The following is a 23530-nucleotide window of genomic DNA, read 5'->3' as shown; positions in this document are numbered from 1 at the left end:
TATTTTACAAATTCAGCCATAGCTCCGGATTCAGTTTCGTACGTTCTTTCCACAATTGGAAAGTAAGAATCGTACGATTGCCGTCCTGAGAGTCGGAATAAATCTTTCCTAGATTCTGCCCGGTCGAAACCTTTTCGCCGGCTCGTACATATACCTCGCTTAAATTGGCATAGATAGTCAGATAATTACCGTGACGCACGATAATCGTACTGTTGTATCCCGGTGTCACGAAAATGCGGGAAACGACTCCGTTGAATACAGCACGAGCCTTTGTTCCCGGTGTAGTCTCGATATCGATACCGCTATTTTCGGTCTGCACATAGCGCAACTCCGGGTGCTTCTGCCGCCCGAAATGCGCGACTATTTTATAACTCCCCGACAAAGGGAACGGCAGCTTTCCTTTATTTTTCTCGAAACTGCCCGACAAGGCCAATTCTTCTTTGGTCATCTTATAACCTTTGGTCGACCGCTGCTGTGCAGTAGAATTTTTTCCCTCGGTCTTGTCGGCACGGGTAGACGACTTACGCTCTTCCTCGGCAATCAGTTGTTCCAACTTGCGATCCAACGCCTCAGCCTGTTTCCGCTTCCGGTCTATCTCCCTTTTCAGTTGTTTCTCTTGCTTCTTCAATCCGGCAATCAACGTTCGTTTACTGCCTTCTTGTTTTTTCAATACCTCGGCTTCGGCATTCCGTTCCTTCAATACCGCATTCTTTTCGGCTACACTTTTGGCAAGTTGTTTTTGCAACACTTCCAATTGCTGTTTCCGTTCCGCAATCTCGGCAGCCTGCCGCTTTCTCCACGCCGAGTACTCTTTCAGATAACGAGCGCGACGATAGGACTGGCTCAATGAAGATGCAGAAAATATAAACATAAGTTCATCATACTCCGACCGCTGATGTCCCATGCGTTTCACCGCGTTGGCATAACTCCTTTTTTTAGCCGTCAAGTCCTTTTGCAATAAATAAATAGTATCTTTCACAGCCCTTTGCCTGCGATTGATTACAGCGATTTCCCTATTGATTTTCGAGATAAGATTCCGTTGCTGCCTGATTTCTGCGGTAATACTGTTTAATTCGTTCAAAGAATTTTTGGCACTCTTCAACGTTTTATTCAGTTTTTTATTGGTCTCATTCAACTCTTTCAAAGTCCGCTCCCGGTTCTTCCGTAAATCCTCCATTTCGAGAGTTTGAGAAAAAACCGCAGCCGAAAAGCCGAACAACAAACACCATATAATCAACCACCTTTTCATATCGACAATTTCTTTAACATCTGCGCAGCCGAAACACGCGTATATTTTGATAAAGCAGGTTTCTCTACACCGACTTTTCCATTCCATGAAACCGAAGAGGAATCATATCTTAAATTCAACGAAACCGGGACACTCAACCCCGTCAAAGCGATTTTCATCTTCGTAGGAAAATTCTCGCTCTGTCCCTGTTTAATAAAATCGGTATAATGGCATACAATCTCTTTATGTCCACTCGTCGAACCCATTTGGGTAGAAAGCAGTTTTATTTCGTCCAAATCGAAACGGTAACCAAATCTCTCGTCCTGCCTTTTCGGAGAAAGCGACCAACGGGAGGAACCGGATTCCATCACCTCGAAATCATCTATACCATATGCATTGTTCGCGCTATTCAATAAAAATATGCGTCCCAACAAAGCATCTTGAACGGTCTGCAACGAAACAGGACTGGACAGCCTCTCCCCTATCTCCTGCAACGATGCCGTTACATACTGTTTCTGCATCTTATTCACCAGAAACAAACTGTCGGGTGTCATATATAACCGAGCGACTTCTATGCCCAAAATGATTCTCACTGAGATTTGCAACACTTCGCCCCGGACCATACGCAGTTGAGTAGATGCACTCAAAGAACCGCTCGCCCCGAAAGATAAATCGGCGGAACCTTTGGCAGAAAACGTATTCCAATCAGGATAGGAGGCCATTAACGACTCGAAATTATTCCGCACCTCTTGTGAAACAGGACGCTCTGAAATCAATTCCTTCCCACTCTTACACCCTGCCAAAATCAGCAGAACGATCGAGCAGACCGTGATTCGTATGTGATTCATTTCTCGATATATTTCTTGTTCTTGATTTTCTTTTGCAACAGCTCGGCCGATTCGCTACCTGCTTCGAGAGCTTTCTGCCAGTAGGTCACAGCCTCGTCGACTTCGCCCAGCATAAACAAAATATCGCCGTAATGCTCGAACAACTCCGCACTCGGCTCTTTCGTCTTATCTAACGCATTTTGTAAATAAATCCGTGCCAAAGAATAATTACCCTGCTTGAAAAATATCCAAGCATACGTATCTAGATAAGTAGCATTATCCGGCTCGGCCTTAACGGTCTGTGCACTCATTCGCTCGGCTTTATCCAAATCCCGTCCCTCCATAGCGAGAAAATAGCTGTAATTATTCAACACTGGAATATTCGATGCATTGTAAGACAAGGCTTTCTCATACATTTCATACGACTTCTCCTTATCTCCCGCCGAATGGTACACATCGCCCATCTGCCCGTAAAAAAACGACTTCGTACCCGCATCGTTCTCCTCTACATAATTCAAGCCTGTTTCCAACATCGAGAGGGCCTCGTCATAACTTTTAGTCTGTGCGCTGGCTACCGCCACATACATATATATATCCTTTTGGTCGGGAACATATTGTATAGCCCTCTTTCCCACTCGTATCACCTCGGCGTATTTCTCTTGATAAAGATACAGCCCTATCAGTTGCAACCAGTTTTCCGGATTAGTAGGAGCCAAATCGGCAGCAATCACATACTGTTCCTCGGCACGGGAAAAATCTTTACGACTTGACAGATACATACCGAACAGACGATGAACAGGTTCTTCCTGAGGGTACTGTTCCAACATCTCGGCAAATAAGGAATCGACCCGGTTCAACTCTTGTTTTTTCTTCATGAGGCCGACGATATACGTACTGAAAATACTTAGTTTGGTATCGACATCGATACGTCGGTTCATCAGAGCATTGCGTATTTCGTTATTATAAGCGATCGTATCGCCTCGTTTCTCATAGTATCCGGCTCTCGACAAATAGATATATCCGTTTTCGGGTTCAAGATCCAAAGCTTTATTATAGATCGACAGAGCCGCCGAATCGTTTCCGGCCTCCAAATAAATATCGCCCAACAGTCTCATATAATCGGTATTTCGGGGAAAAGTCCGTTGCAACTTCTCCGCCTCGGCCACCATAGCCTCCTTATCGCCCATATACTCATAAAGTTTCAACTTCTCTATCGTAATCGGCTTCATCATACCCATCGATGACTCCATTCGATCATAACAGGCGACAGCCTGCTTCATATCGCCTTTGGCCGTATAAGCTTCTGCCAAAGCCGAATTTATTTCGGGCTTATCGGGATTCTGTTCCAGCAACCGCGTCCATATCCGTATGGCCTCGTCGTGATGGTTGCTCTGCTGTGAGAAATTGGCATACACTACGTTATACCAATAATTATCGGGATATTTTTCAGCGGCATATCGCAAGTCTTTCCTCGCCTGCTCGTAAAACCCCATTCTCAGATAATATGGAGCCAAGAAAAAGCGCGCGGCGGCACTAGTCGTATCCAAATCGGCCGCCCGACTCATCAAATCGAATGCGGCATCGTTTTCTCCGATAGCTTTCAATCGCTCGGCCTCCAAATAGAAATAGTCAAATTTCCGGCGATCCTCCGAAGAAAGCTCTCCCGACTTATCCGCAATACCTTTGGTCGAGGCACAGCCGCACAAAATAAAAACAAATATTAAGCACGTCAATCCTCTTGTAAACCCATATTTCCGTATTCCCATCTCCATCATCATTTCTCGGAGGTTGCTATTTCACACCTGTATGACCGAATCCGCCGGCTCCCCGCTCGGTCTCGTCCAAGCTATCCACTTCATTCCACTCTACCCGACAATACTCTTTCACCACCATTTGGCAAATACGCTCGCCGTCTTCGATGGTAAACGGCTTGTCCGAAGCGTTCAACACGATGATACCTACCTCTCCCCGATAATCGGCATCGATCGTTCCCGGAGAATTCGGTATCGTGATACCATGCTTCAACGCTAACCCGCTACGCGGACGTATCTGAGCCTCGTATCCTTCGGGCAAAGCGATAAAAAGCCCGGTAGGAATCAACCGGCACTCCATAGGAGCTAACGTAACGGGCTCCGACAGATTGGCGCGAATATCCATTCCGGCCGAGAATAAAGTACTGTAAGAAGGTAACGCATGATGCGACTTATTGACTATCTTGATGGAAACTTTCATCTGAGCATGTTTTAATAGAGAACACTTATTTTTATTCTTTTAATTTGCGAAAATAACGAAATCCTATCAAAAAAGCAGCCTATTTTTTATATTTTAATTCAATATATCTGTAAATCGGGTGAGGTTTTCACTATATTTGCATAAAATGTGAAATAGCAGAGATTCGGTATGAAAAACAAATAATTTGTTTTATCCTACTTTCACTATTTTTGCAAAGATTGACGATAAAACCCTTATGAACGCACAAGCCCAAGAAAAAGCCACGCAAATGCATTGGGAGAAACTGATCACCTCCAAACGGTTCGGCATGGAGCAATACCATGACGACAGACATCATACTCGCACCGATTTTCAACGCGATTATGACCGATTGGTTTTCTCGGCCCCGTTTCGTCGATTACAGAACAAAACACAGGTATTTCCTCTGCCGGGTAGCATCTTCGTCCATAACCGACTGACCCACAGCCTCGAAGTTTCATGCGTAGGACGCTCATTGGGAAACAACGTGTCGGCCGTGCTCAGCGAAAAATACAAAAACGAACCGTGGTGTTACAAACTCAACCACTTGGGAGCCATCACCTCGGCGGCATGTCTTGCCCACGATTTGGGAAATCCGCCTTTCGGGCATTCGGGTGAAAGAGCTATCGCAACTTATTTTTCCGAGGGAAACGGACAAATAATAAAACAAGAACTGAAAAACGAATATCATTGGCAAGATCTTACGCACTTCGAAGGTAATGCAAATGCTTTCCGGTTGCTCACCCATCAATTTCAAGGTCGGAGACCCGGAGGATTCGCCCTCACCTATTCGACATTGGCCTCGATAGTCAAATATCCCTACTCCTCCATACAATCGACAAAAAAAGGAAAATCGGGATTTTTCACCTCCGAGAAACAAGACTTCCTGCGTATCGCCCGAGACTTGGGATTACTGCCGGACGGCGACAGCGGCGAACGATACCATCGCCACCCGTTAGTCTATTTGGTCGAAGCTGCCGACGACATCTGCTACCAAATTATGGACATCGAGGATGCCCATAAACTGAAAATCCTGACAACCGAAACCGTCAAGAAACTATTCCTCGACTTTTTCGATGACGACAGAAAGAAACACATCAACGAAGTTTTGGAAATAGTGAGCGACCTCAACGAGCAAATCGTTTATCTGCGGTCATGTGTCATCGGCACGCTCATAGACGAATGCTCCACGCTGTTTTGTCGGGAAGAACAAGCGCTGTTAGAGGGAAGATTCAAAGGAGCTTTGGTGGACCACATTTCCGAAAGGCCCCGGACGGCCTACCAAAATTGCGCCGACACCGCATGGACGAAAATTTACAAATCGTCCGATGTTCTGGATATCGAGTTAGCAGGTAATCGCATCATTTCCGTTCTGCTTGACAAATTCCTGGATGCCGTACGATTCCCCGACAAAGCCTATTCGAGACTATTGCTGAACAAAGTACCCGAACAATACGAAGTACATTCCACCACGCTGTACGGTAAAGTTCAGGCCGTCATCGATTATATATCGGGTATGACCGACGTCTATGCTCTCGACCTCTATCGAAAAATCAACGGCATGAGTTTGCCGTCTCTCTAAATATGAATTATGAAAAAAATCGCTATAATTTCTCTATTGTTACTCGTCTGCCCGCTCATACGGGCGATTGAATACACGGTCGATAAAGTTCCCAATGTGCACCTCGATGACGGGAGACGTTTCGTAAGCAATCCAGACGGTATTTTATCGGCCGAGACAGTAAACACCCTCGACCAAATGCTATTCTCCCTACAAGAAGCCAACACTTCCGAAGTTGCAGTCGTCGCCTTACAGTCCATTGGGGACGACGACATAGACGACTTCGCCACGGAACTTTTTACCCGATGGGGAATAGGAAAACAAAACGACAACGGACTGCTGGTTTTGTTGATACTCGACCAACGCAGAATTACATTCCGCACAGGGTATGGTATAGAAGGAATATTACCCGATGCTATTTGTAAACGCATACAAACGCAATACGTTATACCACAATTCAAACAAGGAGACTATGATAAAGGAATCCTCGACGGAATGAATGTCATTACCCGAATTTTAACAACTCCCGAGGCCGTAAAAGAACTTGCCGCCGCACCGGTAAAAAAAGGAATCGACTGGGAGAGAATCATCGGTATATACCTCACGGTTTCCCTCGTCGTATCTCACATTTTGTTATTTGCTATGCTTTGGAACATCGCTCATTATGCAAAAAAAGACGCCTACGAGCGATACAAACGGCTGGCCGGATTTCGCCCGTATCTCTTAGCCGGCAGCTTTTTGTTCCCATTCTTCGTACTTCTCCTTTACGGAGGGCTCGGACGACGGTTGAAGCGTCTTCGCAACAAGCCTCGCAATTGTGAATCTTGCGGAAACAAAATGAGAAAGCTCGACGAAGAAGAAGACAACCGATACCTCACACCGCAAGAAAACACGGAAGAACGGCTGAACTCGGTAGATTACGACGTATGGCTCTGCGACCATTGCGGGAATACATTGGTATATCCTTATGAAAACCAATTTACTCAATACCAGAAATGCCCGTACTGCCACAGCCGGGCTTACAGTTTCGAAGGCGACCACATTCTACGCAGAGCTACGACGGTCAGTACCGGATTGGGAGAAAAAAGATATCATTGCGCTCACTGTCACAAAACAGACTGTAAACAGTATATCATACCCATTATCGTAGCCGCCGCAGTTGTCGGAAGTGGTCGTAGAGGCGGAGGTTTCGGAGGCGGATTCGGTGGAGGCTTCGGGGGCGGAGCCACAGGCGGCGGAGGTTCGACTTCCGGTTGGTAAATACAAACGACTAATGATTATTCACACTAAATAACTCACCATGAAAATGAAACATTTGAAACATTTACTTATCGCATCGACTGTCACTGCACTTTGTGCTTGCAACAACACAAAGGAAAGTCCGGTCTCCCTGCAATGGGAAATGGTAAAAAACGGAGCAGCTCCCGGATTTTACGAAAGCTCGTTTACGATTACCAACACTTCAACTAAACCATTGGAATCAGATTGGGAAATATATTACACTCAGCTCTCTCCCAGACAAGTAAAAGTAAACGAAGATTCCCCCGTAATCATAGAGATGATAAATGCCGGTTATTACAAAATAGCGCCATCAGAATCATGGACTCCATTGGCTCCCGGCGACTCGATTAAAATAAGCTATTTGAATCAAGGTATTTTTACTCAAACTTTATTCACTCCCAAATCGCCATTTTTTGTCACGAACAATGGTACACAAATCTCTATCCCGCTCTCTATCGCACCGTTCGATCGCAAAGAACAATGGACGGTTCAGGGGAGAATAGCTCCATCTTATCCCGACGGGGAAAAAGTATACGCCGACAATCAAGCCCTCGAAACCACATATAAGATACAAACCTACGACATGCTGCCTTCCCTGAAAGAAGTAACTCCGAGAGAAGGCACAAGTATAATATCCAAAGATATATCTTTGAGTGTCGAAGATGGTTTTGCCGACGAAGCGAAACTACTGATTCAAAATCTAAAAGAAATGGGATACAACGTCACAGACAAAGGTCAGACCGTTATAGCCCTGTGCCATTTCCCCCAAAACATGCAAGCCAAAAACGACGAGCACTACCGTCTCGACGTAAAAGACAATTACATAACCATCAGTGGCGGAACCCCACACGCTATTTTCAACGGGACTCAAACCCTCGTCTCATTACTCAAAAAACAGACTATTCCCGCTAAATTCGAAAATATAGCGATCAATGATTATCCCGACTTGTTATATCGGGGTATGATGCTCGACATCGCACGAAATTTCACGAAAAAAGCCGACTTGCTTAAACTGATAAACCAACTCGCCGCTTATAAAATAAACGTGCTTCATTTCCATTTTAGCGACGACGAGGCTTGGAGATTAGAAATCCCCGGATTGGAAGAACTCACTGCAATAGGGTCTCGCCGAGGATTCACCGAAGACGAAAGCCAACGCCTGTATCCCGTATATTACGGAGGCTGGAATCCAAACGATACCACAGCCACGGCAAACGGATATTATACCCGAGAAGATTTCATCGAGGTACTGCAATACGCTGCAAAACGACACATCACCGTCATACCCGAAATAGAATCGCCGGGACATGCACGCGCGGCTATCAAAGCGATGGAAGCTCGATTCAACCGATTGAAAGGAGAAGACATGGAAAAAGCCCGGGAATATCTCCTTTCCGAATCGGCCGACACATCGAAATATGTATCGGCACAAGCCTATACCGACAATATTATGAATGTAGCCTTGCCCTCCGTCTATCGTTTCATGGATAAAGTCAGCGACGAAATCATTAAAATGTACAAAGATGCCGGTGTACCTTTGGCAACGATTCACATCGGAGGAGACGAAGTACCCAAAGGGTCTTGGACAGGTTCCCCGCTCTGCCACAAATTCATGGAGGAAAAAGGCATGAAAGATACCCACGAGCTATCGGAATACTTCTTGGAAAACATCACGGAAATGCTGTCGAAAAAAGGAGTGAAAACTTCGGGCTGGCAAGAAGTCGCTCTACACCACTCTCCCGAAATGAACGCCCGCATAGCTCCCCGCTTCGCCGGTGTATATTGTTGGAGCACGATCGGCAAACGCGATGTTGTTCCTTACACCGTAGCCAACGAAGGATACGACGTAATACTTTGCAATGTCAACAACCTTTACATCGATTTGGCCTATAATCCGCACAAAGACGAACCGGGACTCACATGGGGAGGTTACGTCAATGAGTTTACATCGTTCAACATATTACCCTACAACATTTACTGCTCGGCAAGAGAAAATACGGCAGGAGAAAAGAACAATCTCAAAACAGCCGGAAAAGGGAAGATACAGCTCACAGAACAATCGCGTCCACGCATCAAAGGCGTACAGGCGCAACTTTTCTCCGAGACCATCGGCAGTTTCGATATGGTACAATACTATGTATTCCCCAAAATTTTCGGTCTGGTAGAACGCGGCTGGAATGCCTATCCCGAGTGGTCCCCTGTCCCGAACGACGATAAACAGGCTCTATATGAAAAGGCTCGGGCCATTTACAACGCCAAGATAGCCGAAATCGAACTGCCCCGTCTGGCTGCCGACGGTTTTAATTTCCGCGTGGCACAGCCCGGAATTAAAATTGTCGAAGGAAAACTATATGCCAACTCTCCCATTCCGCAGGCTGAAATAAGATACACCACCGACGGAAGCGAACCGACCGCAACCTCCACGCTTTGGGAAGCTCCTGTCGATTGCAGTGCCACAGTTGTCAAAGCAAAACTTTTCTATCTTGGGAAAGAAAGCCACACCACAGACTACAAGAACGATTAATCGATAAAAAACAGAAATGAAGAAGGCTGTATAAATTATACAGCCTTCTTCATTATATACCAATCACAATAGTAAACGAAAGTAGAAATAAGTTTGCTCCGTTTTATACCGAAACACAAACCACGTTCACAAACAAAAAATAGTACGTACGAATAGAGCCCATAACCGAAAACTCACGGAAGTCTCTATTCTCTACTTTGTTACTTCGAATGCTCCAATAAATACTCGGCGATCTGAACGGCATTCAAGGCGGCGCCTTTCTTAATCTGATCGCTCACAGTCCAGAAAGACAAGCCATTCGGATTAGAAATATCAGACCGGACACGCCCCACATACACAGGATCGTTACCTGCCTTATTCAATGGCATGGGATACACCCTGTTCTCCGGATCATCTTCCAAGACTACACCTTTCGCATGAGCGAATGCTTCACGAGCTTCCGACACAGAAACAGGTCGTTCTGTTTCTATCCAGATAGCCTCCGAATGAGCCCTCATCACCGGCACTCGCACGCAAGTAGCGCTCACGGCTATATCGGAATGCATAATCTTACGGGTTTCGTGAAACATTTTCATTTCCTCCTTCGTGTATAAATTGTCGGTGAAAACATCGACCTGAGGAATCAGATTATAGGCCAACTGAAAGAAAAATTTCTCTACCGTAGGAGTTTCACCCGCAACGATCTGTTCATATTGTTTTCTCAACTCGGCCATCGCCGATGCACCGGCTCCGCTCGCCGCCTGATAAGTTGCGACATGCACTCTCTTGATATGAGAAAGTGACTCTATGGCATTCAGGGCAACCACCATTTGTATGGTAGTACAATTAGGATTTGCGATAATCCCACGAGGACGCACGAATGCATCGTCGCCGTTCACTTCTGGAACAACCAAAGGAACATCTTTGTCCATGCGGAATGCACTCGAATTATCGATCATGATAGCACCGTATCGGGTAATCGTTTCGGCAAATTCCTTAGAAATTCCTGCACCTGCCGATGTGAAAGCTATATCCACACCTTTGAAATCGTCATTGTGTTTCAATTCCTTGACCGTAATTTGTTTACCTCGGAAGGTGTACTCACGACCCGCACTGCGAGAGGACCCGAACAACAACAGCTCGTCAATCGGGAAATTCCGCTCGTCCAAAACTTTTAGGAACTCTTGTCCGACAGCGCCACTGGCGCCCACAATAGCGACTTTCATTTTCTTTCTTTTATAATTACTACTTAGGAATCCTTATTATTCCAGAATACTAAAAATTGGCGCAAATATACAATTATTTATGAAATTCTATAACAAAACGCTCATTATTATATCATTCTCGCTGTATTTTAGCCATCAGTAACACATTTTGAACAGAAGGTCGAAAATCCTTGCAAGAAATAACTTTTATCATTAATTTTGCCACAAAGCGAAAATAGATTCCACTTTGGCAGAAACAAATCAATTTGCTTTCGTACTCGGGTCACTCTATTTTTGTCACCATTTATAAGTTTCGCATTTAAATTACAGGGGTTATGAGCGGTATCGCGACTCTACCTATCGAAAATCCGGTGCTGATATTTTTCATCGTGCTGGTCATTATTTTGTTTGCCCCGATATTACTCAACCGCATACGTGTTCCCCACATCATCGGTCTGATCATATCAGGTGTAATCATCGGCCCCAACGGTCTGAATCTATTGGCTCGCGACAGTAGTTTTGAAATTTTCGGAAACGTAGGAATCCTTTACCTCATGTTTTTGGCAGGACTCGAAATCGACATGTATGATTTCAAGAAAAGCAAAAAAGACGGGATCATATTCGGGCTATACACGTTTCTCATACCCATGATTTTAGGAACCGCGATCAGTTACTACACCCTCCATCTCAACCTAATGACTTCCATACTGTTGGCAAGCATGTACGCCTCGCATACGCTGATAGCCTACCCCATTATCAGCAGATATGGAATATCCCGTAGCCGAGCCGTCCCTATCACTATCGCCGGAACCATTTTCACAGTCTTGGGAGCCTTGATTATTTTAGCTGTAATTTCTGGTATGGTACGAGGCGACTTGACCGAATTTTTCTGGCTCAGACTATCGGTGAACATAACGATTTACAGCATAGCCATACTATACATTTATCCCCGGCTCACCCGATGGTTTTTCAAGACCTACAATGATAATGTCACGCAATTCATATTTATCTTGGCCCTTGTTTTCCTGGCATCTTATATGGCGCAAGTTATCGGGCTGGAAGCCATCTTGGGAGCATTTTTCGCAGGCATTGTTCTGAACCGTTTTATCCCCAACGTTTCCCCCTTGATGAACCGCCTCGAATTTGTAGGCAACGCCCTGTTCATACCCTATTTTCTCATAGGTGTAGGCATGCTCATCGATTTGAGAGTAATTTTCAAAAGCACCGAAACGATCATCGTCGCCGTAAACATGTCGGTAGTGGCAACCATCTGCAAATGGTTGGCAGCATGGCTCACTCAAAAAACCTGCCACATGACGAAATCCGACCGGCAACTCATCTTCGGACTGAGCAACGCTCAGGCCGCCGCCACGCTCGCGGCCGTCATCATCGGTCACGACATAGGACTTTTCAACGAAGAAATACTCAACGGCACTATCGTCATGATTTTAGTGACCTGCATTATCAGTACATTGGTTACCGAAAAGGCCGCCCGGCGCATAGTTATCGAAATACAAAATAACGAACCCGCCAGTTACAAGTCACCCATACAGAACGAGCAGATATTAATTCCTGTGGCTAATCCCGACACAATCGAGAACCTGATCAATCTGGCCCTCTTGTTAAAATCTCCGCAAAAGAAATCTGCACTTTACGCTTTGCATGTAACCGACGACGATAAAAAAAGCAACTTCCTCTCACAAGCCGTTCTCGAATATGCGGGGAAAGTAGCATCTTCCGCCGATACGAAATTAATCCCGATTGCCCGATACGACATGAACATAACCAGCGGGATTATCCACACCATGAAAGAAAAAAATATAACGGAGGTCGTACTCGGATTACATCACAAAGCAAATATCGTTGACACGTTTTTCGGCGCAAAAATAGAATCGCTCTTGAAAAGCACGAATAAAATGATACTCATTTCGAAATGTGTCAATCCCATAAACACGGTTACCCGTATCGTCATAGCCGTTCCCCGCAAGGCCGAATACGAAACAGGATTCGCCCGATGGATAGACCGAGTGGCGAACATGGCGAAACAAATAGGTTGCCGTGCTATATTCTATGCTTACGCCGAAACCATTCCCTATTTGAAAGCCCGACTACGAGCCGGAAGATACAACATCAGAAACGAATTTGAAATTTTGGAAAGCTGGGACGATATTCTGCTTCTTGCTAATGTTGTACTCGACGACGACCTATTTATCGTTGTCAGTGCGCGCCCCACATCGGTTTCGTTCAATTCCGAAGCCGACAATATTCCTTCTTTCCTCTCCAAATATTTCGCCAACAACAATCTAATAGTTCTTTATCCCGAACAGTTCGGCACAGCAGAACCGACACCCGTCTCTTTCATGGAACCGCTGTCTCACGACATGCTCAACCATTCCGAGATATTAGGACTCGAAAAAATTTTCAGACAGCTTATCACTTATAAAAAACGGTGGACTCACCGTAACCGCAAAAAGAAAATAAACCTTTGATAATCAAGATTCAGTAAAAAATCCGTGGGATAGACATGGATTTTAGCGTGAAATCTTCGCAGACAACCTCATTCCAGTCTTTTCGGAGAAAGGTCGAAAAGATTACATAATCTTTGATTGTGGAGTTTAACCCCCTCACCCTGCGAGTACTTCCCCTCTATTTCCTTATGCCTTCACCACCCGATAAAAGCGGGATATTTGAGAGTAAAGTTTTTGTTTGTATTAACCCCTTCGTTCTCTGGACACTCCCCTATGTTTATTCGGAAACACCCCATAATGCTACGGGGCACGGCAAGGAGGAGAGAGAGAGATGCATCACTCTGTTCCCGTTATCGAAGGTATTCACACTTCTCCCCTGTGTTTTGCACAGCAAAATATAGGGGAGAAACAGAGGAGCGATAGCGACGATGAGAGGGGTTAAGAATAATATCTTAGAGATTTTTGATTAGTGTTAGAAAAAATGGAATATTTATATAACCTCTCCCCCTGCCGTGTCCCGTAGTATTGCGGGGTGTTTCTGTAAGGAAATAGAGGGGGAGTGCCCGCAGGACAAGGGGGTTGAAAAGATTATATAATTTTTGATGGAGGGAGTAGAGATATAAAAGGACAATACCCTCTGATTTCCTACGGAGCCGATATACCCATCAATTATCGACTGATCCATTCCCCCTACCTATCGACCGAGCTATAAACGACTGTCGAGGAATATAAATAAAAAAAGGAGAGACCTTCCCAGCCTTTCCTTTTCTATGCCATAATAAAATAAATGCTTATTTTACTTTGTCTGCCAATTCTGCACCGGCTTTGAATTTAACCACTTTCTTAGCAGCGATAGTGATTTTTTGTTTGGTTGCAGGGTTGATACCCGTACGAGCTGCTTTTTCAGTAACACCGAAAGTTCCGAAACCGATAAGGGCCACTTTGTCACCCTTAACAAGAGATTCAGAAACAGCTTCTACGAAAGCATCCAATGCTTTTTTAGCATCAACTTTGCTCAAACCGGCTTTTTCTGCCATGGCATTGATAAGTTCAGTTTTGTTCATAACGCGTATAATTTAAAGTTAAGTAAATAATTCTCCATGAAGAGCAGCACCGCAAATGTAAAGATTAAAATGAAATACTGCAAACAATAAAGTAAAAAAATATAATAAAAGCCTCGATTTTATAATATAAGCAAGCTATATTTGACTAAATACTCGAAAAATCATTACTTTTGTCCGCACAATCAGAGTATAATACATTTACTCTGCTTGGAATGAATGGTTTACACTTTGTAAGATAAATACATTTAATATATGCAAAACAGGTCATTTTTGGGATCTATACCACCGGTGACACTCAACTTGATTATCGTTAACTTCATCGTGTGGCTGGCAGCTTTAACTCTACCTAAAATTGCCGGAATAAATTTGAACTATTGGCTGGGGTTACACTATTTTGCAGCCGACGATTTCAATGTCGTGCAATTGATTACCTACATGTTTTTACACGACACCAGCGGAATAGAACATATTTTCTTCAATATGTTCTCCGTTTTCATGTTCGGTAGAACTCTCGAAGCCGTATGGGGAGGGAAACGTTTTCTATTCTACTACATTACCACAGGAATGGGAGCGGCATTGGTGCAAGAAGCGGCATGGTACTTCGAACTACGTTCAGCCATATCGGAAACCGTAGCATTGTACGGTTGGGAACAGACGTCCCAACTACTCAACAACTTTATAACCGTAGGAGCTTCTGGCGCAGCATTCGGTATTTTATTGGCTTTCGGCATGTTATTTCCGAATGCTCCATTGTTCATCATATTCATACCCATTCCCATCAAGGCAAAATACTTTGTCATCTTTTACGGGTTACTCGAATTATTCTTCGGTGTCAGCGGAAGCATGAGCAGCGTGGCTCACTTTGCACATTTAGGCGGCATGCTCTTCGGCTTCTTCTTGATTCGTTATTGGAAAAAGAAAGGAATAGGCGGTGGCGGATTCTATTATTGACAAACTGAAACAGCAATTCCGGCAAGGCTCCGTATTGCTGAAACTCATCTATATCAACGTAGCGATCTTTCTGCTACTGAGGCTCACATGGGTCGTTTTGATGCTGTTCAATATCGACGGATATGTCATATTACCCTTCATCGAAATGCCATCGATACCCTATGAGTTCATCACCCATCCGTGGACTCTGCTCACATACATGTTCGTCCATTACGATGTATGGCACATTCTGTTCAACATGCTTTGGCTATATTGGTTCGGGCAAATATTTCTCATGTCGTTCAGTGAAAAACAAATGGTAGGGCTATATCTTTTAGGAGGTATAGCCGGTGGTTTATTATATCTGCTTTCGTACAATTTGTTTCCCTATTTCGATGGCAAAGAAGGATTGATGTGCGGAGCCTCTGCCTCGATAATCGCCATTGTCGTAGCCACGGCATTCCGAATGCCCGACTACAAAGTCAATCTGCTTTTTCTCGGAGCTATATCTTTGAAATACATCGCACTGGTTACTATCGTCATTGACTTGTTGAGTGTCACATCGGCCAACGGAGGAGGGCACATCGCTCACCTCGGGGGAGCCCTTCTCGGTTACTGGTTTATTGTGCGATGGGAAAAAGGGAAAGATTTGACGGCGCCTGTCAACAAACTCATCGACAAAATCGTAACGGGATTCAAACCCCGCCCGAAAATCAAAGTGTCACGACCTTCGAATCGATCCTCTTCCCGGCCCGAGACCGATATGGAATACCGGGCCCGCAAAAAGAAAGAAAACGACGAAATCGATTCGATTCTCGACAAAATAAAAAAATCGGGGTATACCTCGCTCTCTGCCGAAGAAAAGAAAAGACTGTTCGAAGCCGGGAAAAAATAACGTGGTAATGAAACATGTCGTCAAAGTCATATTATTGCTGCTCAATCTGCTATGGGGGCTTTTGCTCGTCATCGGCTCCTACTCGGCATACTTTCCCTCCCGCATAGGTACACTGGTCGAACTCTTATTTCCGCTGAATCTGTTTGCCTGCATAGCGTTCTTTTTTATATGGCTCGCCTATAATCCCCGTTATATATGGGTTCCGCTCGCCGCACTGGTCATCTCTTGGGGAGGAATAGCCCGATACTGTCCGGTACATAAACCTCAGCCAATAGACAACAGCCAACCCGGTTTTTCCCTGATGACTTACAATGCCTACTTCTTCCTCGATTACGAAGGAACAGATACCCGACAAAACCGAACCCTTTCCTTTATCCTCTCGCAAAATGCCGACCTTGTTTGCTTGCAGGAAAGTCCGGGTCTGATCGCTCCGAATCCGGGATTGAAAATCACCGGGGAACAAATAGACAGTATACACACTCTGTATCCCTACCGCATTCCTACGACCCACGGTATGAACTTCCTGTCGAAATACCCAGCGACATTGTTGTTCGATACGGTATATTCCGAGTCGAGCGCCATCGCCATTTACCAAGTAAAGATAGAAGGCCATACAGTCACCGTTGTCAACCAACACATGGAGTCTATCGGATTGACTCAAACCGACAAAGAACTATATCATGAAATCACGGCACACCCGAATACCGACCGACTGGACGAAATAAAGAAACACTTGTTGTCCAAACTCATGAACGCAGCCGAGATTCGAAATCGCCAAGCCGACCTGACAGCCGAGAAAATACAAAACATTTCCGGTAATATCATCGTCTGCGGCGACTTCAACGACTCACCCTTATCCTATTCCGTCCGAAAGCTCCACAGTATGGGTTTTCGCGACGCTTACAACGAGTTGGGATTAGGACCGGGAATCACATATCACGCCAATCGCTTCTGGTTCCGCATCGACCATATCCTATACAAAGGCAATATGGAAGCTCGATGGCTTGTCCGCCAACGACATAAAAGTTCAGACCATTATCCCCTCGTCACACGGTTTGTATGGGAAAATTCCGAAAATCATTAACACAGTAATATTATACCTCATGAAAAAACTTTTAGTAACATCGTTAACTTGTCTTATGATGATCTCTTGCAATCAAAAAGAGAATCCGCTGCTTAGCGAGTTCAGCACTCCTTTCGGGGTTCCACCGTTCGAACAAATAAAGCCCAAGCACTACATGCCGGCTTTTGAAGAAGGTATCCGTCAGCACGATGCCGAAATTGCTGCAATCATTGCCAATCCCGAGGCTCCTACATTCAAAAACACCATCGAGCCGCTCGAATTCAGCGGTATGCTACTGACTCAGGTCAATCTGATATTCAGCAGTTTGACCGAAGCGGAAACGAACGACGAACTCCAAGCCATCGCCAAAGAGATTTCGCCCAAACTGACCGAGCATTACGACGACATCTCGCTCAACGGAGAACTTTTCGCCCGAATTAAAACGGTATACGAGAACCGGGATAAAGAGAACCTCGACACCGAACAGATGAAAGTTCTCGAAAACCACTACAAAGACTTTGTTCGTGCGGGTGCTCTTCTCTCCGAAGAAGATAAAGCCACGCTTCGCGAGATTAACAAAGAATTGGCTATGCTTTCCATACAATACGGAGACAATGCCTTAGCCGAATCAAACGCTTTTGAACTGGTTATCGACAATGAAACCGACCTCGCTGGTTTGCCCGAGGCAGTAGTCACGGCAGCTGCCGACGAAGCGGCTGCTCGCAACAAAGCCGGTAAATGGGTATTTACCCTCGATGCACCCAGCCGCATCCCATTCCTGCAATACGCCGATAACCGCAATCTGCGCGAAAAAGTTTATAAAGCTTATATCAACAAAGCCGACAACGACAACGAATTCGACAATAAAGAAATCGTATCGAAAATGGTCAACCTCCGTTTAAAGAAGGCCAATTTACTGGGATTCAATACCTACGCCGACTTTGCCCTCGACGATCGTATGGCAAAAACCGATGCGAACGTCAACGATCTCATCAATCGGGTATGGGCCTATGCGATACCTCGTGCAAAAGAAGAAGTAGCCGACATGCAAAAGATCATCGACGCAGAAGGCGGCGGTTTCAAACTCGCCCCGTGGGATTGGTGGTACTATGCCGAAAAAGTACGCAAAGCCAAATACGATTTGAACGAAGACGAACTGAAACCCTATTTCAGCCTCGACAACGTACGTGAAGGTGCGTTCATGGTTGCCAATAAATTATACGGAATCACTATCACCGAATTGAAAGATATGCCGGTCTATCACCCCGATGTCCGCGCATTCGAAGTGAAAGATGCCGACGGCAAACATTTGGCCGTATTCTATACCGATTACTTCCCCCGTGCCGGGAAACGTGCCGGAGCTTGGATGTACAACTTCCGTGAAGCCTATGTACAAGACGGTAAGGAAGTACGCCCCATCGTTTACAACGTGGCAAACTTCACCAAACCTACCGCCGATACTCCCTCTTTGCTTACCATCGACGAAGTGCAAACCCTTTTCCACGAATTCGGACATGCCCTGCACGGCATGCTCACCCGTTGCCACTACCCCTCGGTAAGCGGAACCAGTGTCGCACGCGATTTCGTAGAGCTACCGTCGCAAATCAACGAACACTGGGCAACGCACCCCGAAGTCTTGAAATTATATGCCAAACATTATCAAACTGGTGAAATCATTCCCGACTCGTTAATCGCCAAAATGGAGGCAGCCTCTAAATTCAATCAAGGATTCGCCACCACCGAATTCTTAGCTGCGGCTATCCTCGACATGCGTTGGCACGAAATAGACGAAGTTGAAGAATACGATGTACGCCAATTCGAAAAAGAAGTAGCGCAATCCGTCGGACTCATCGACGAAATCACCTATCGCTACCGTAGCACCTACTTCTCGCACATCTTCACCAATGATTACTGTGCAGGATATTACAGCTACATCTGGGCCGAAGTTCTCGATGCCGATGCTTTCGACGCATTCAGAGAACACGGTATCTTCGACCCGGCGACAGCCAAAGCATTCCGTGAAAACATTCTCGAAAAAGGCGGAAGCGAGGACCCCATGAAACTTTATCGCCAATTCCGTGGAGCAGAGCCTAATCCCGATGCCCTGCTTCGCAACCGGGGATTGAAATAACAATTTCCTCTATACAGGAAAGGGAGCTGTGCCGCGGCACAGCTCCCTTTCTTATAAAAAATATCGATACCCTTTCAATTTATCGATATTCCCATTATATTTGTACATAAACAACAGACACATAACCTCGGAAAAACGATCCGATTTCAAATTGCGATGGACATAATCATATCAAGTTGGTTCTTGTGGCTCATCATTGCAGCCATACTCATTATCATAGAACAACTTACTTCCATGATAGCGACATTCTGTTTGGCGGCAGGCTGCCTGATAGCGATGGTATGCGCCCTGCTGGGGGGCATCGAAGCGCAGCTGATCGTAGCCATAATCAGCACTGTAATCGCATTTATACTCGTCCAAACAAGGCGAGGGGAGGGTAATATCTCGGTTCAATCCTTCATATCGTTATAAACACCAACGCACATTGAATACAAACTGTGACAAATCGAGAAGCGTAAAATTGCCTACACAAAAACGAATCGACAGTATCGATCTGTTCAAAGGAATCGCCATTCTGGGAATCGTGTGGAAACACACCTTTCACCCGCAATGGTGCGATCTCATTCACATAAGCGCGCTTTTCTTCATCTTATCGGGAATCTTTTTCAAAGACGAGCCATTCATTCCCTTTCTAAAAAAGAAAATCCGAACCATACTTATTCCGTTCCTTTTCTTTTACATACTTTCCTATCTCGCCCGAATGGCCTTCTATTTCGGACACTTTCGCACCCTACACGGATTCGCATGGGATAGCCTGTTGGAAATCTTTTCTATTTCCAATACACCCGACTACCTCACGGTGAACATACCTCTGTGGTTTCTCGTCTGCCTGTTCGTCATGCAAATTATCTTTTGGTGTCTGAACAGAGTAATACCCCGTAATAAATACCGTATCTGCTGGTTCTTGGTAATCTTAGCTGCCCTATACGCTGGTTACGGCACAATCGAGTCTTGGCACACACCGTTTATGTTCAATATCGCCATCGAGTGTCTCCCCTATTTTATTGCTGGAAACCTTTTCGGACTACAAATAGCCCGATTTCTTTCCAAGTCCTCTCTGAAATATCTCCTCGCCCCGACATGTTTTGCCCTGTTCATCGGGTTCCAATACTTGCCGATCGATATCTCTATCCTTGCCTTTATCAAAGCATTGACCATATTCATAGCAATACTTTCCCTACTGTCTTGCTTCGAAAACAGCTGCTCGATGATATGGACGACAGTCCGATATTTCGGGAAATCATCACTCTTTATCATGGGTATTCATGTACTCCTATTAGCCCCTATACAATCGATGGCACGCGCCATCACCGGAAAACCGGACTTACTCACCGGATTAATCTGCCTTGCGCTTACTATGCTCCTCATATACTTTCTTATACCTTTCACCGAGAAATATATCCCGTGGGCAATCGGGAGACAACGACAAAAACAGGACACGAAATCATCTCAAACAACAGAATAGTATGGATAAACAAGTTTTAACAATTAGGGGGGGGTAAAACCAACCTATTCAAAACGAATCGATTACATCGATCTTATTAAAGGAATCGCCATCATCGGTGTCGTATGGAGTCACACTGTACACCCGCAATGGTACAATGTAACCTACATAAATGCACTTTTTTTCTTTCTCTCCGGATTCTTTTTCAAAGAAGAACCATTTCCCGCTTTCCTAAAAAAGAAAGTCAAAACGCTCATTATCCCATTCACTTTCTTCTACCTCCTATCCTACCCGTTCCGAATCATTTTTAACCTTTGGGATTACCGTACGCTCAACAACTTCGACTGGGGGTGTATCTTCGATATATTCGACATAACAAACAAAAGCGATTATCTATTTGTCAATGTTCCGCTTTGGTTCATATTTTGCTTGTTCGTCATGCAACTGATATACTGGTGCATGAACAAGATCACTCCGGAAAAATACCGGACAATCATATATCTCATATTGACCGCAGTAATCATGATCTGGAACGAGGAAATCAAATCTTACCCGACCATTTTCATGTTCAATAACGCAGTGCAATGGTTGCCCTATTTCATAATCGGCAACTTGTTCGGCCTGAAATTATCTCGCTTGATTCTCGACTACCAATCAAAATACATCATTGTACTGACAACCCTCGTCGCTTTCATCGGCTTACAAGCCATCGACTGTAATCTGCCTGCCTATTTTTTCCTAAAAGCCATCGTCCTGTTTCTTTGTTTCATGTCCGCCCTTTCCTATTTCAACGACAACAAGAACCATATATGTGCGATTGTTCGTACCTTAGGAACATCTACCCTCTTTATCCTCTGCATACATATTCTCATACAAACTCCTTTCCAACGAGCCATCATGAAAATATTCGGGCATCGGGAAGTATTCACCGGATACATCGACGTCGCACTCACCCTGCTCGTCATATATCTCCTCATTCCCTTCGTGAATAAATATCTTCCCTGGGCGATCGGGAAAAAAAGATAAGGATAAAAAAGAACCGGGGCTAGAATTATCCAGCCCCGGTATCTATATAGACAAACTACTTTATGACTTAGGTTGTAACAAACGATTATACTCCAAATCGTCATTTATAATTTCCATAGCCTTGACGAACGAAGGATTTCGAGGATTCATTACTCTGAAATAGGCGGCCGTGTCGAACATATCCCGGGCAATAAGAGCCTTTATTTGCAAAGCTATCAACCCTTTGGATTTCCGATACTGCTCCTCGTTATATTTCACCTTTTCGGCTTCTCCCATCTTCAACAATTCAGCGAGCATATCGTCCGTAACCGCAAATTCTTCGACAAACTGGTCCACCTTTTTATACTTATTCGTCAACTCTTTCCGATGGCTGTCGAGATAATTGACCGGATATTGATTCAATACCCCTTTCGCCAACAAATCCCGATGGAAATCGGTATAAATCGTCGTGTCTAACGGTATAAAAATATCGGGCATAATACCCCCGCCGCCATATACCGTACGTTTACTCTTCAAAGTTTGGAATTGCAACGAATCCGGGAAGTGAATGCTATCGGTATAAATAAGCTCTCCATGATTGAACCGGTCTAGCAATTCCCGCTCGTATGCCTCGTGGCCTTTGTCATAAGGCTTCTGTATACTCCTGCCAGAAGGCGTATAATATCGGGCGACAGTCAACCTTATCATCGATCCGTCGGGGAATGGTATGGGACGTTGAACCAAACCTTTCCCGAAGGTACGACGCCCTACGATTATACCCCGGTCCCAATCTTGAATCGCTCCCGAAAGGATTTCACTTGCCGAAGCCGAGCTCTCATCGACCAGCAAAACTAATTTCCCCTTTTGGAACTGCCCCCGTTTCGAAGCGAAAGCATCGTCCCGTGGAGAACGACGACCTTCGGTATAAACGATCGACTGCCCGTCGTCCAAAAACTCGTCGGCCATAGCGATAGCACTGGTCAAGAATCCACCGCCGTTGCCTTGCAAGTCGACAATAAGATTCTTCATGCCCTTCTTTTTCAACTCCTTAATGGCATCAGAAAATTCCTTGTCTGTCGTCACGGCAAAACGGCTCACCCGTATATAGCCCGTTTCTTTATCGGCCATATAAGATGCATCGATACTGTAAATAGGTATTTTATCGCGTACGATTCTGAATTCGATAGGTTCCTTCACCCCTTTGCGCAATACGGTCACTCGCACCACCGTACCCGATTCCCCGCGTAGCCGTTTCATGATGTCGGTATTTTTCATCTTCACTCCGGCTATGGTTGTATCGTTTACAGCGATGATACGGTCACCCGCCAATATTCCCACCTTTTCCGAAGGTCCACCAACGATAGTCTGTATCACATACAACGTATCTTTATTCATATTGAACTGGATACCCACTCCGCTGAAATTACCCTGTAAAGGCTCGTTCATCTCCCGGGTCTCCTCGGCTGTCGTGTAGGTCGAATGCGGATCGAGTTTATCGAGCATACCCCGAATGGCATCCTCCACCAACTTATTCTCGTCTACCTCATCGACATACAAATTCGTTATGGCGAAATCGGCTAAACTGAGTTTTCGCATTCCTTCGCTTTGGCCTTGCGACCACATGACTCCCACCGCTATCACGGGTAGGAATATGATAAAAAATAGTCTTTTCATC

At 45.0% G+C, this 23530-nt stretch carries 18 protein-coding genes; 11 read left to right on the top strand and 7 right to left on the bottom strand.

Features of this window, described 5'->3' with window-relative positions:
* Positions 1-4: 4 nt before the first annotated feature.
* Genes NBH06_RS10175 through dut form a run of 4 tightly spaced genes read right to left on the bottom strand, consistent with a single transcriptional unit; the run spans position 5 to position 4287 of the window.
* Positions 5-1249 carry a murein hydrolase activator EnvC family protein gene (locus NBH06_RS10175; protein WP_250794189.1) on the bottom strand — a complete coding sequence of 415 codons (1245 nt, stop codon included), beginning with the start codon at positions 1247-1249 and terminating at the stop codon, positions 5-7.
* Positions 1246-2076, bottom strand: a complete 831-nt coding sequence (gene lolB1 / locus NBH06_RS10170; RefSeq protein WP_250794187.1) for a lipoprotein insertase outer membrane protein LolB1 — start codon at positions 2074-2076, stop codon at positions 1246-1248. The genes NBH06_RS10175 and lolB1 overlap by 4 nt, the downstream gene beginning before the upstream one ends.
* Positions 2073-3821, bottom strand: a complete 1749-nt coding sequence (locus NBH06_RS10165; protein ID WP_250794185.1) for a tetratricopeptide repeat protein — start codon at positions 3819-3821, stop codon at positions 2073-2075. Before NBH06_RS10165 ends, lolB1 begins: the two co-directional genes overlap by 4 nt.
* A gap of 25 nt (positions 3822-3846) precedes the next feature.
* Positions 3847-4287, bottom strand: coding sequence for a dUTP diphosphatase (gene dut / locus NBH06_RS10160; protein ID WP_250794183.1), 441 nt, complete (start codon positions 4285-4287; stop codon positions 3847-3849).
* Between the two features lie 268 nt (positions 4288-4555).
* Between dut and NBH06_RS10155 the strand changes: the two genes are divergently transcribed.
* Genes NBH06_RS10155 through NBH06_RS10145 form a run of 3 tightly spaced genes read left to right on the top strand, consistent with a single transcriptional unit; the run spans position 4556 to position 9671 of the window.
* On the top strand, positions 4556-5887 hold the full coding sequence (locus NBH06_RS10155; protein WP_040296300.1) for a deoxyguanosinetriphosphate triphosphohydrolase: 1332 nt from the start codon (positions 4556-4558) through the stop codon (positions 5885-5887).
* A 9-nt stretch (positions 5888-5896) separates the two neighbouring features.
* The gene (locus NBH06_RS10150; protein ID WP_250794181.1) at positions 5897-7126 is read left to right on the top strand and encodes a TPM domain-containing protein; all 1230 of its coding nucleotides are present in this window, start codon (positions 5897-5899) and stop codon (positions 7124-7126) included.
* A 46-nt stretch (positions 7127-7172) separates the two neighbouring features.
* Positions 7173-9671 (top strand): family 20 glycosylhydrolase, encoded by a 2499-nt coding sequence (locus NBH06_RS10145; protein ID WP_008862886.1) that lies wholly within the window; start codon positions 7173-7175, stop codon positions 9669-9671.
* A 200-nt stretch (positions 9672-9871) separates the two neighbouring features.
* Here NBH06_RS10145 and NBH06_RS10140 read toward each other — a convergent pair whose 3' ends face one another.
* Complete coding sequence (locus NBH06_RS10140) at positions 9872-10876, bottom strand: aspartate-semialdehyde dehydrogenase (protein ID WP_008862887.1); 1005 nt, start codon at positions 10874-10876, stop codon at positions 9872-9874.
* 314 nt (positions 10877-11190) lie between these two features.
* Between NBH06_RS10140 and NBH06_RS10135 the strand changes: the two genes are divergently transcribed.
* Positions 11191-13344: a cation:proton antiporter gene (locus tag NBH06_RS10135; RefSeq protein WP_250794179.1), complete on the top strand. Its 2154-nt coding sequence runs from the start codon at positions 11191-11193 to the stop codon at positions 13342-13344.
* Between the two features lie 770 nt (positions 13345-14114).
* Here the strand turns inward: NBH06_RS10135 and NBH06_RS10130 are convergent.
* Positions 14115-14387 carry an HU family DNA-binding protein gene (locus tag NBH06_RS10130; RefSeq protein WP_008862889.1) on the bottom strand — a complete coding sequence of 91 codons (273 nt, stop codon included), beginning with the start codon at positions 14385-14387 and terminating at the stop codon, positions 14115-14117.
* 252 nt (positions 14388-14639) lie between these two features.
* Here NBH06_RS10130 and NBH06_RS10125 point away from each other — a divergent pair, with 252 nt between their 5' ends.
* The 7 genes from NBH06_RS10125 (at position 14640) to NBH06_RS10095 (ending at position 21876) form a co-directional block, all read left to right on the top strand.
* Positions 14640-15338, top strand: coding sequence for a rhomboid family intramembrane serine protease (locus tag NBH06_RS10125; RefSeq protein WP_008862890.1), 699 nt, complete (start codon positions 14640-14642; stop codon positions 15336-15338).
* Complete coding sequence (locus NBH06_RS10120; RefSeq protein WP_008862891.1) at positions 15319-16212, top strand: rhomboid family intramembrane serine protease; 894 nt, start codon at positions 15319-15321, stop codon at positions 16210-16212. Before NBH06_RS10125 ends, NBH06_RS10120 begins: the two co-directional genes overlap by 20 nt.
* A gap of 7 nt (positions 16213-16219) precedes the next feature.
* Positions 16220-17296 carry an endonuclease/exonuclease/phosphatase family protein gene (locus NBH06_RS10115; protein WP_250794177.1) on the top strand — a complete coding sequence of 359 codons (1077 nt, stop codon included), beginning with the start codon at positions 16220-16222 and terminating at the stop codon, positions 17294-17296.
* 19 nt (positions 17297-17315) lie between these two features.
* Positions 17316-19406: a M3 family metallopeptidase gene (locus NBH06_RS10110; protein ID WP_250794175.1), complete on the top strand. Its 2091-nt coding sequence runs from the start codon at positions 17316-17318 to the stop codon at positions 19404-19406.
* 156 nt (positions 19407-19562) lie between these two features.
* On the top strand, positions 19563-19817 hold the full coding sequence (locus NBH06_RS10105; protein ID WP_250794173.1) for an NfeD family protein: 255 nt from the start codon (positions 19563-19565) through the stop codon (positions 19815-19817).
* A gap of 13 nt (positions 19818-19830) precedes the next feature.
* Entirely contained in the window at positions 19831-20871 is a 1041-nt protein-coding gene (locus NBH06_RS10100; RefSeq protein ID WP_250794171.1) for an acyltransferase family protein, read from the top strand.
* A gap of 57 nt (positions 20872-20928) precedes the next feature.
* Positions 20929-21876, top strand: coding sequence for an acyltransferase family protein (locus tag NBH06_RS10095; protein ID WP_337761538.1), 948 nt, complete (start codon positions 20929-20931; stop codon positions 21874-21876).
* 60 nt (positions 21877-21936) lie between these two features.
* Here NBH06_RS10095 and NBH06_RS10090 read toward each other — a convergent pair whose 3' ends face one another.
* The gene (locus NBH06_RS10090) at positions 21937-23529 is read right to left on the bottom strand and encodes a S41 family peptidase (protein WP_250794169.1); all 1593 of its coding nucleotides are present in this window, start codon (positions 23527-23529) and stop codon (positions 21937-21939) included.
* Between the last annotated feature and the right edge of the window lies 1 nt (position 23530).

The sequence above is a fragment of the Barnesiella sp. B2-R-119 genome, from assembly GCF_023656675.1.
Taxonomy (GTDB): domain Bacteria; phylum Bacteroidota; class Bacteroidia; order Bacteroidales; family Barnesiellaceae; genus Barnesiella; species Barnesiella intestinihominis.
Note: the sequence above shows the minus strand (reverse complement) of the source record. Positions and strands in the feature narration are given on the sequence as shown.

Coding starts and splice junctions, on each gene's coding strand:
- NBH06_RS10155 (WP_040296300.1), top strand. CDS start 4,556: ATGCATTGGGAGAAACTGATCACCTCCAAACGGTTCGGCATGGAGCAA.
- NBH06_RS10140 (WP_008862887.1), bottom strand. CDS start 10,876: ATGAAAGTCGCTATTGTGGGCGCCAGTGGCGCTGTCGGACAAGAGTTC.
- NBH06_RS10090 (WP_250794169.1), bottom strand. CDS start 23,529: ATGAAAAGACTATTTTTTATCATATTCCTACCCGTGATAGCGGTGGGA.
- NBH06_RS10115 (WP_250794177.1), top strand. CDS start 16,220: ATGAAACATGTCGTCAAAGTCATATTATTGCTGCTCAATCTGCTATGG.
- dut (WP_250794183.1), bottom strand. CDS start 4,287: ATGAAAGTTTCCATCAAGATAGTCAATAAGTCGCATCATGCGTTACCT.
- NBH06_RS10150 (WP_250794181.1), top strand. CDS start 5,897: ATGAAAAAAATCGCTATAATTTCTCTATTGTTACTCGTCTGCCCGCTC.
- NBH06_RS10125 (WP_008862890.1), top strand. CDS start 14,640: ATGCAAAACAGGTCATTTTTGGGATCTATACCACCGGTGACACTCAAC.
- NBH06_RS10105 (WP_250794173.1), top strand. CDS start 19,563: ATGGACATAATCATATCAAGTTGGTTCTTGTGGCTCATCATTGCAGCC.
- NBH06_RS10130 (WP_008862889.1), bottom strand. CDS start 14,387: ATGAACAAAACTGAACTTATCAATGCCATGGCAGAAAAAGCCGGTTTG.
- NBH06_RS10175 (WP_250794189.1), bottom strand. CDS start 1,249: ATGAAAAGGTGGTTGATTATATGGTGTTTGTTGTTCGGCTTTTCGGCT.
- NBH06_RS10135 (WP_250794179.1), top strand. CDS start 11,191: ATGAGCGGTATCGCGACTCTACCTATCGAAAATCCGGTGCTGATATTT.
- NBH06_RS10145 (WP_008862886.1), top strand. CDS start 7,173: ATGAAACATTTGAAACATTTACTTATCGCATCGACTGTCACTGCACTT.
- NBH06_RS10110 (WP_250794175.1), top strand. CDS start 17,316: ATGAAAAAACTTTTAGTAACATCGTTAACTTGTCTTATGATGATCTCT.
- lolB1 (WP_250794187.1), bottom strand. CDS start 2,076: ATGAATCACATACGAATCACGGTCTGCTCGATCGTTCTGCTGATTTTG.
- NBH06_RS10165 (WP_250794185.1), bottom strand. CDS start 3,821: ATGGGAATACGGAAATATGGGTTTACAAGAGGATTGACGTGCTTAATA.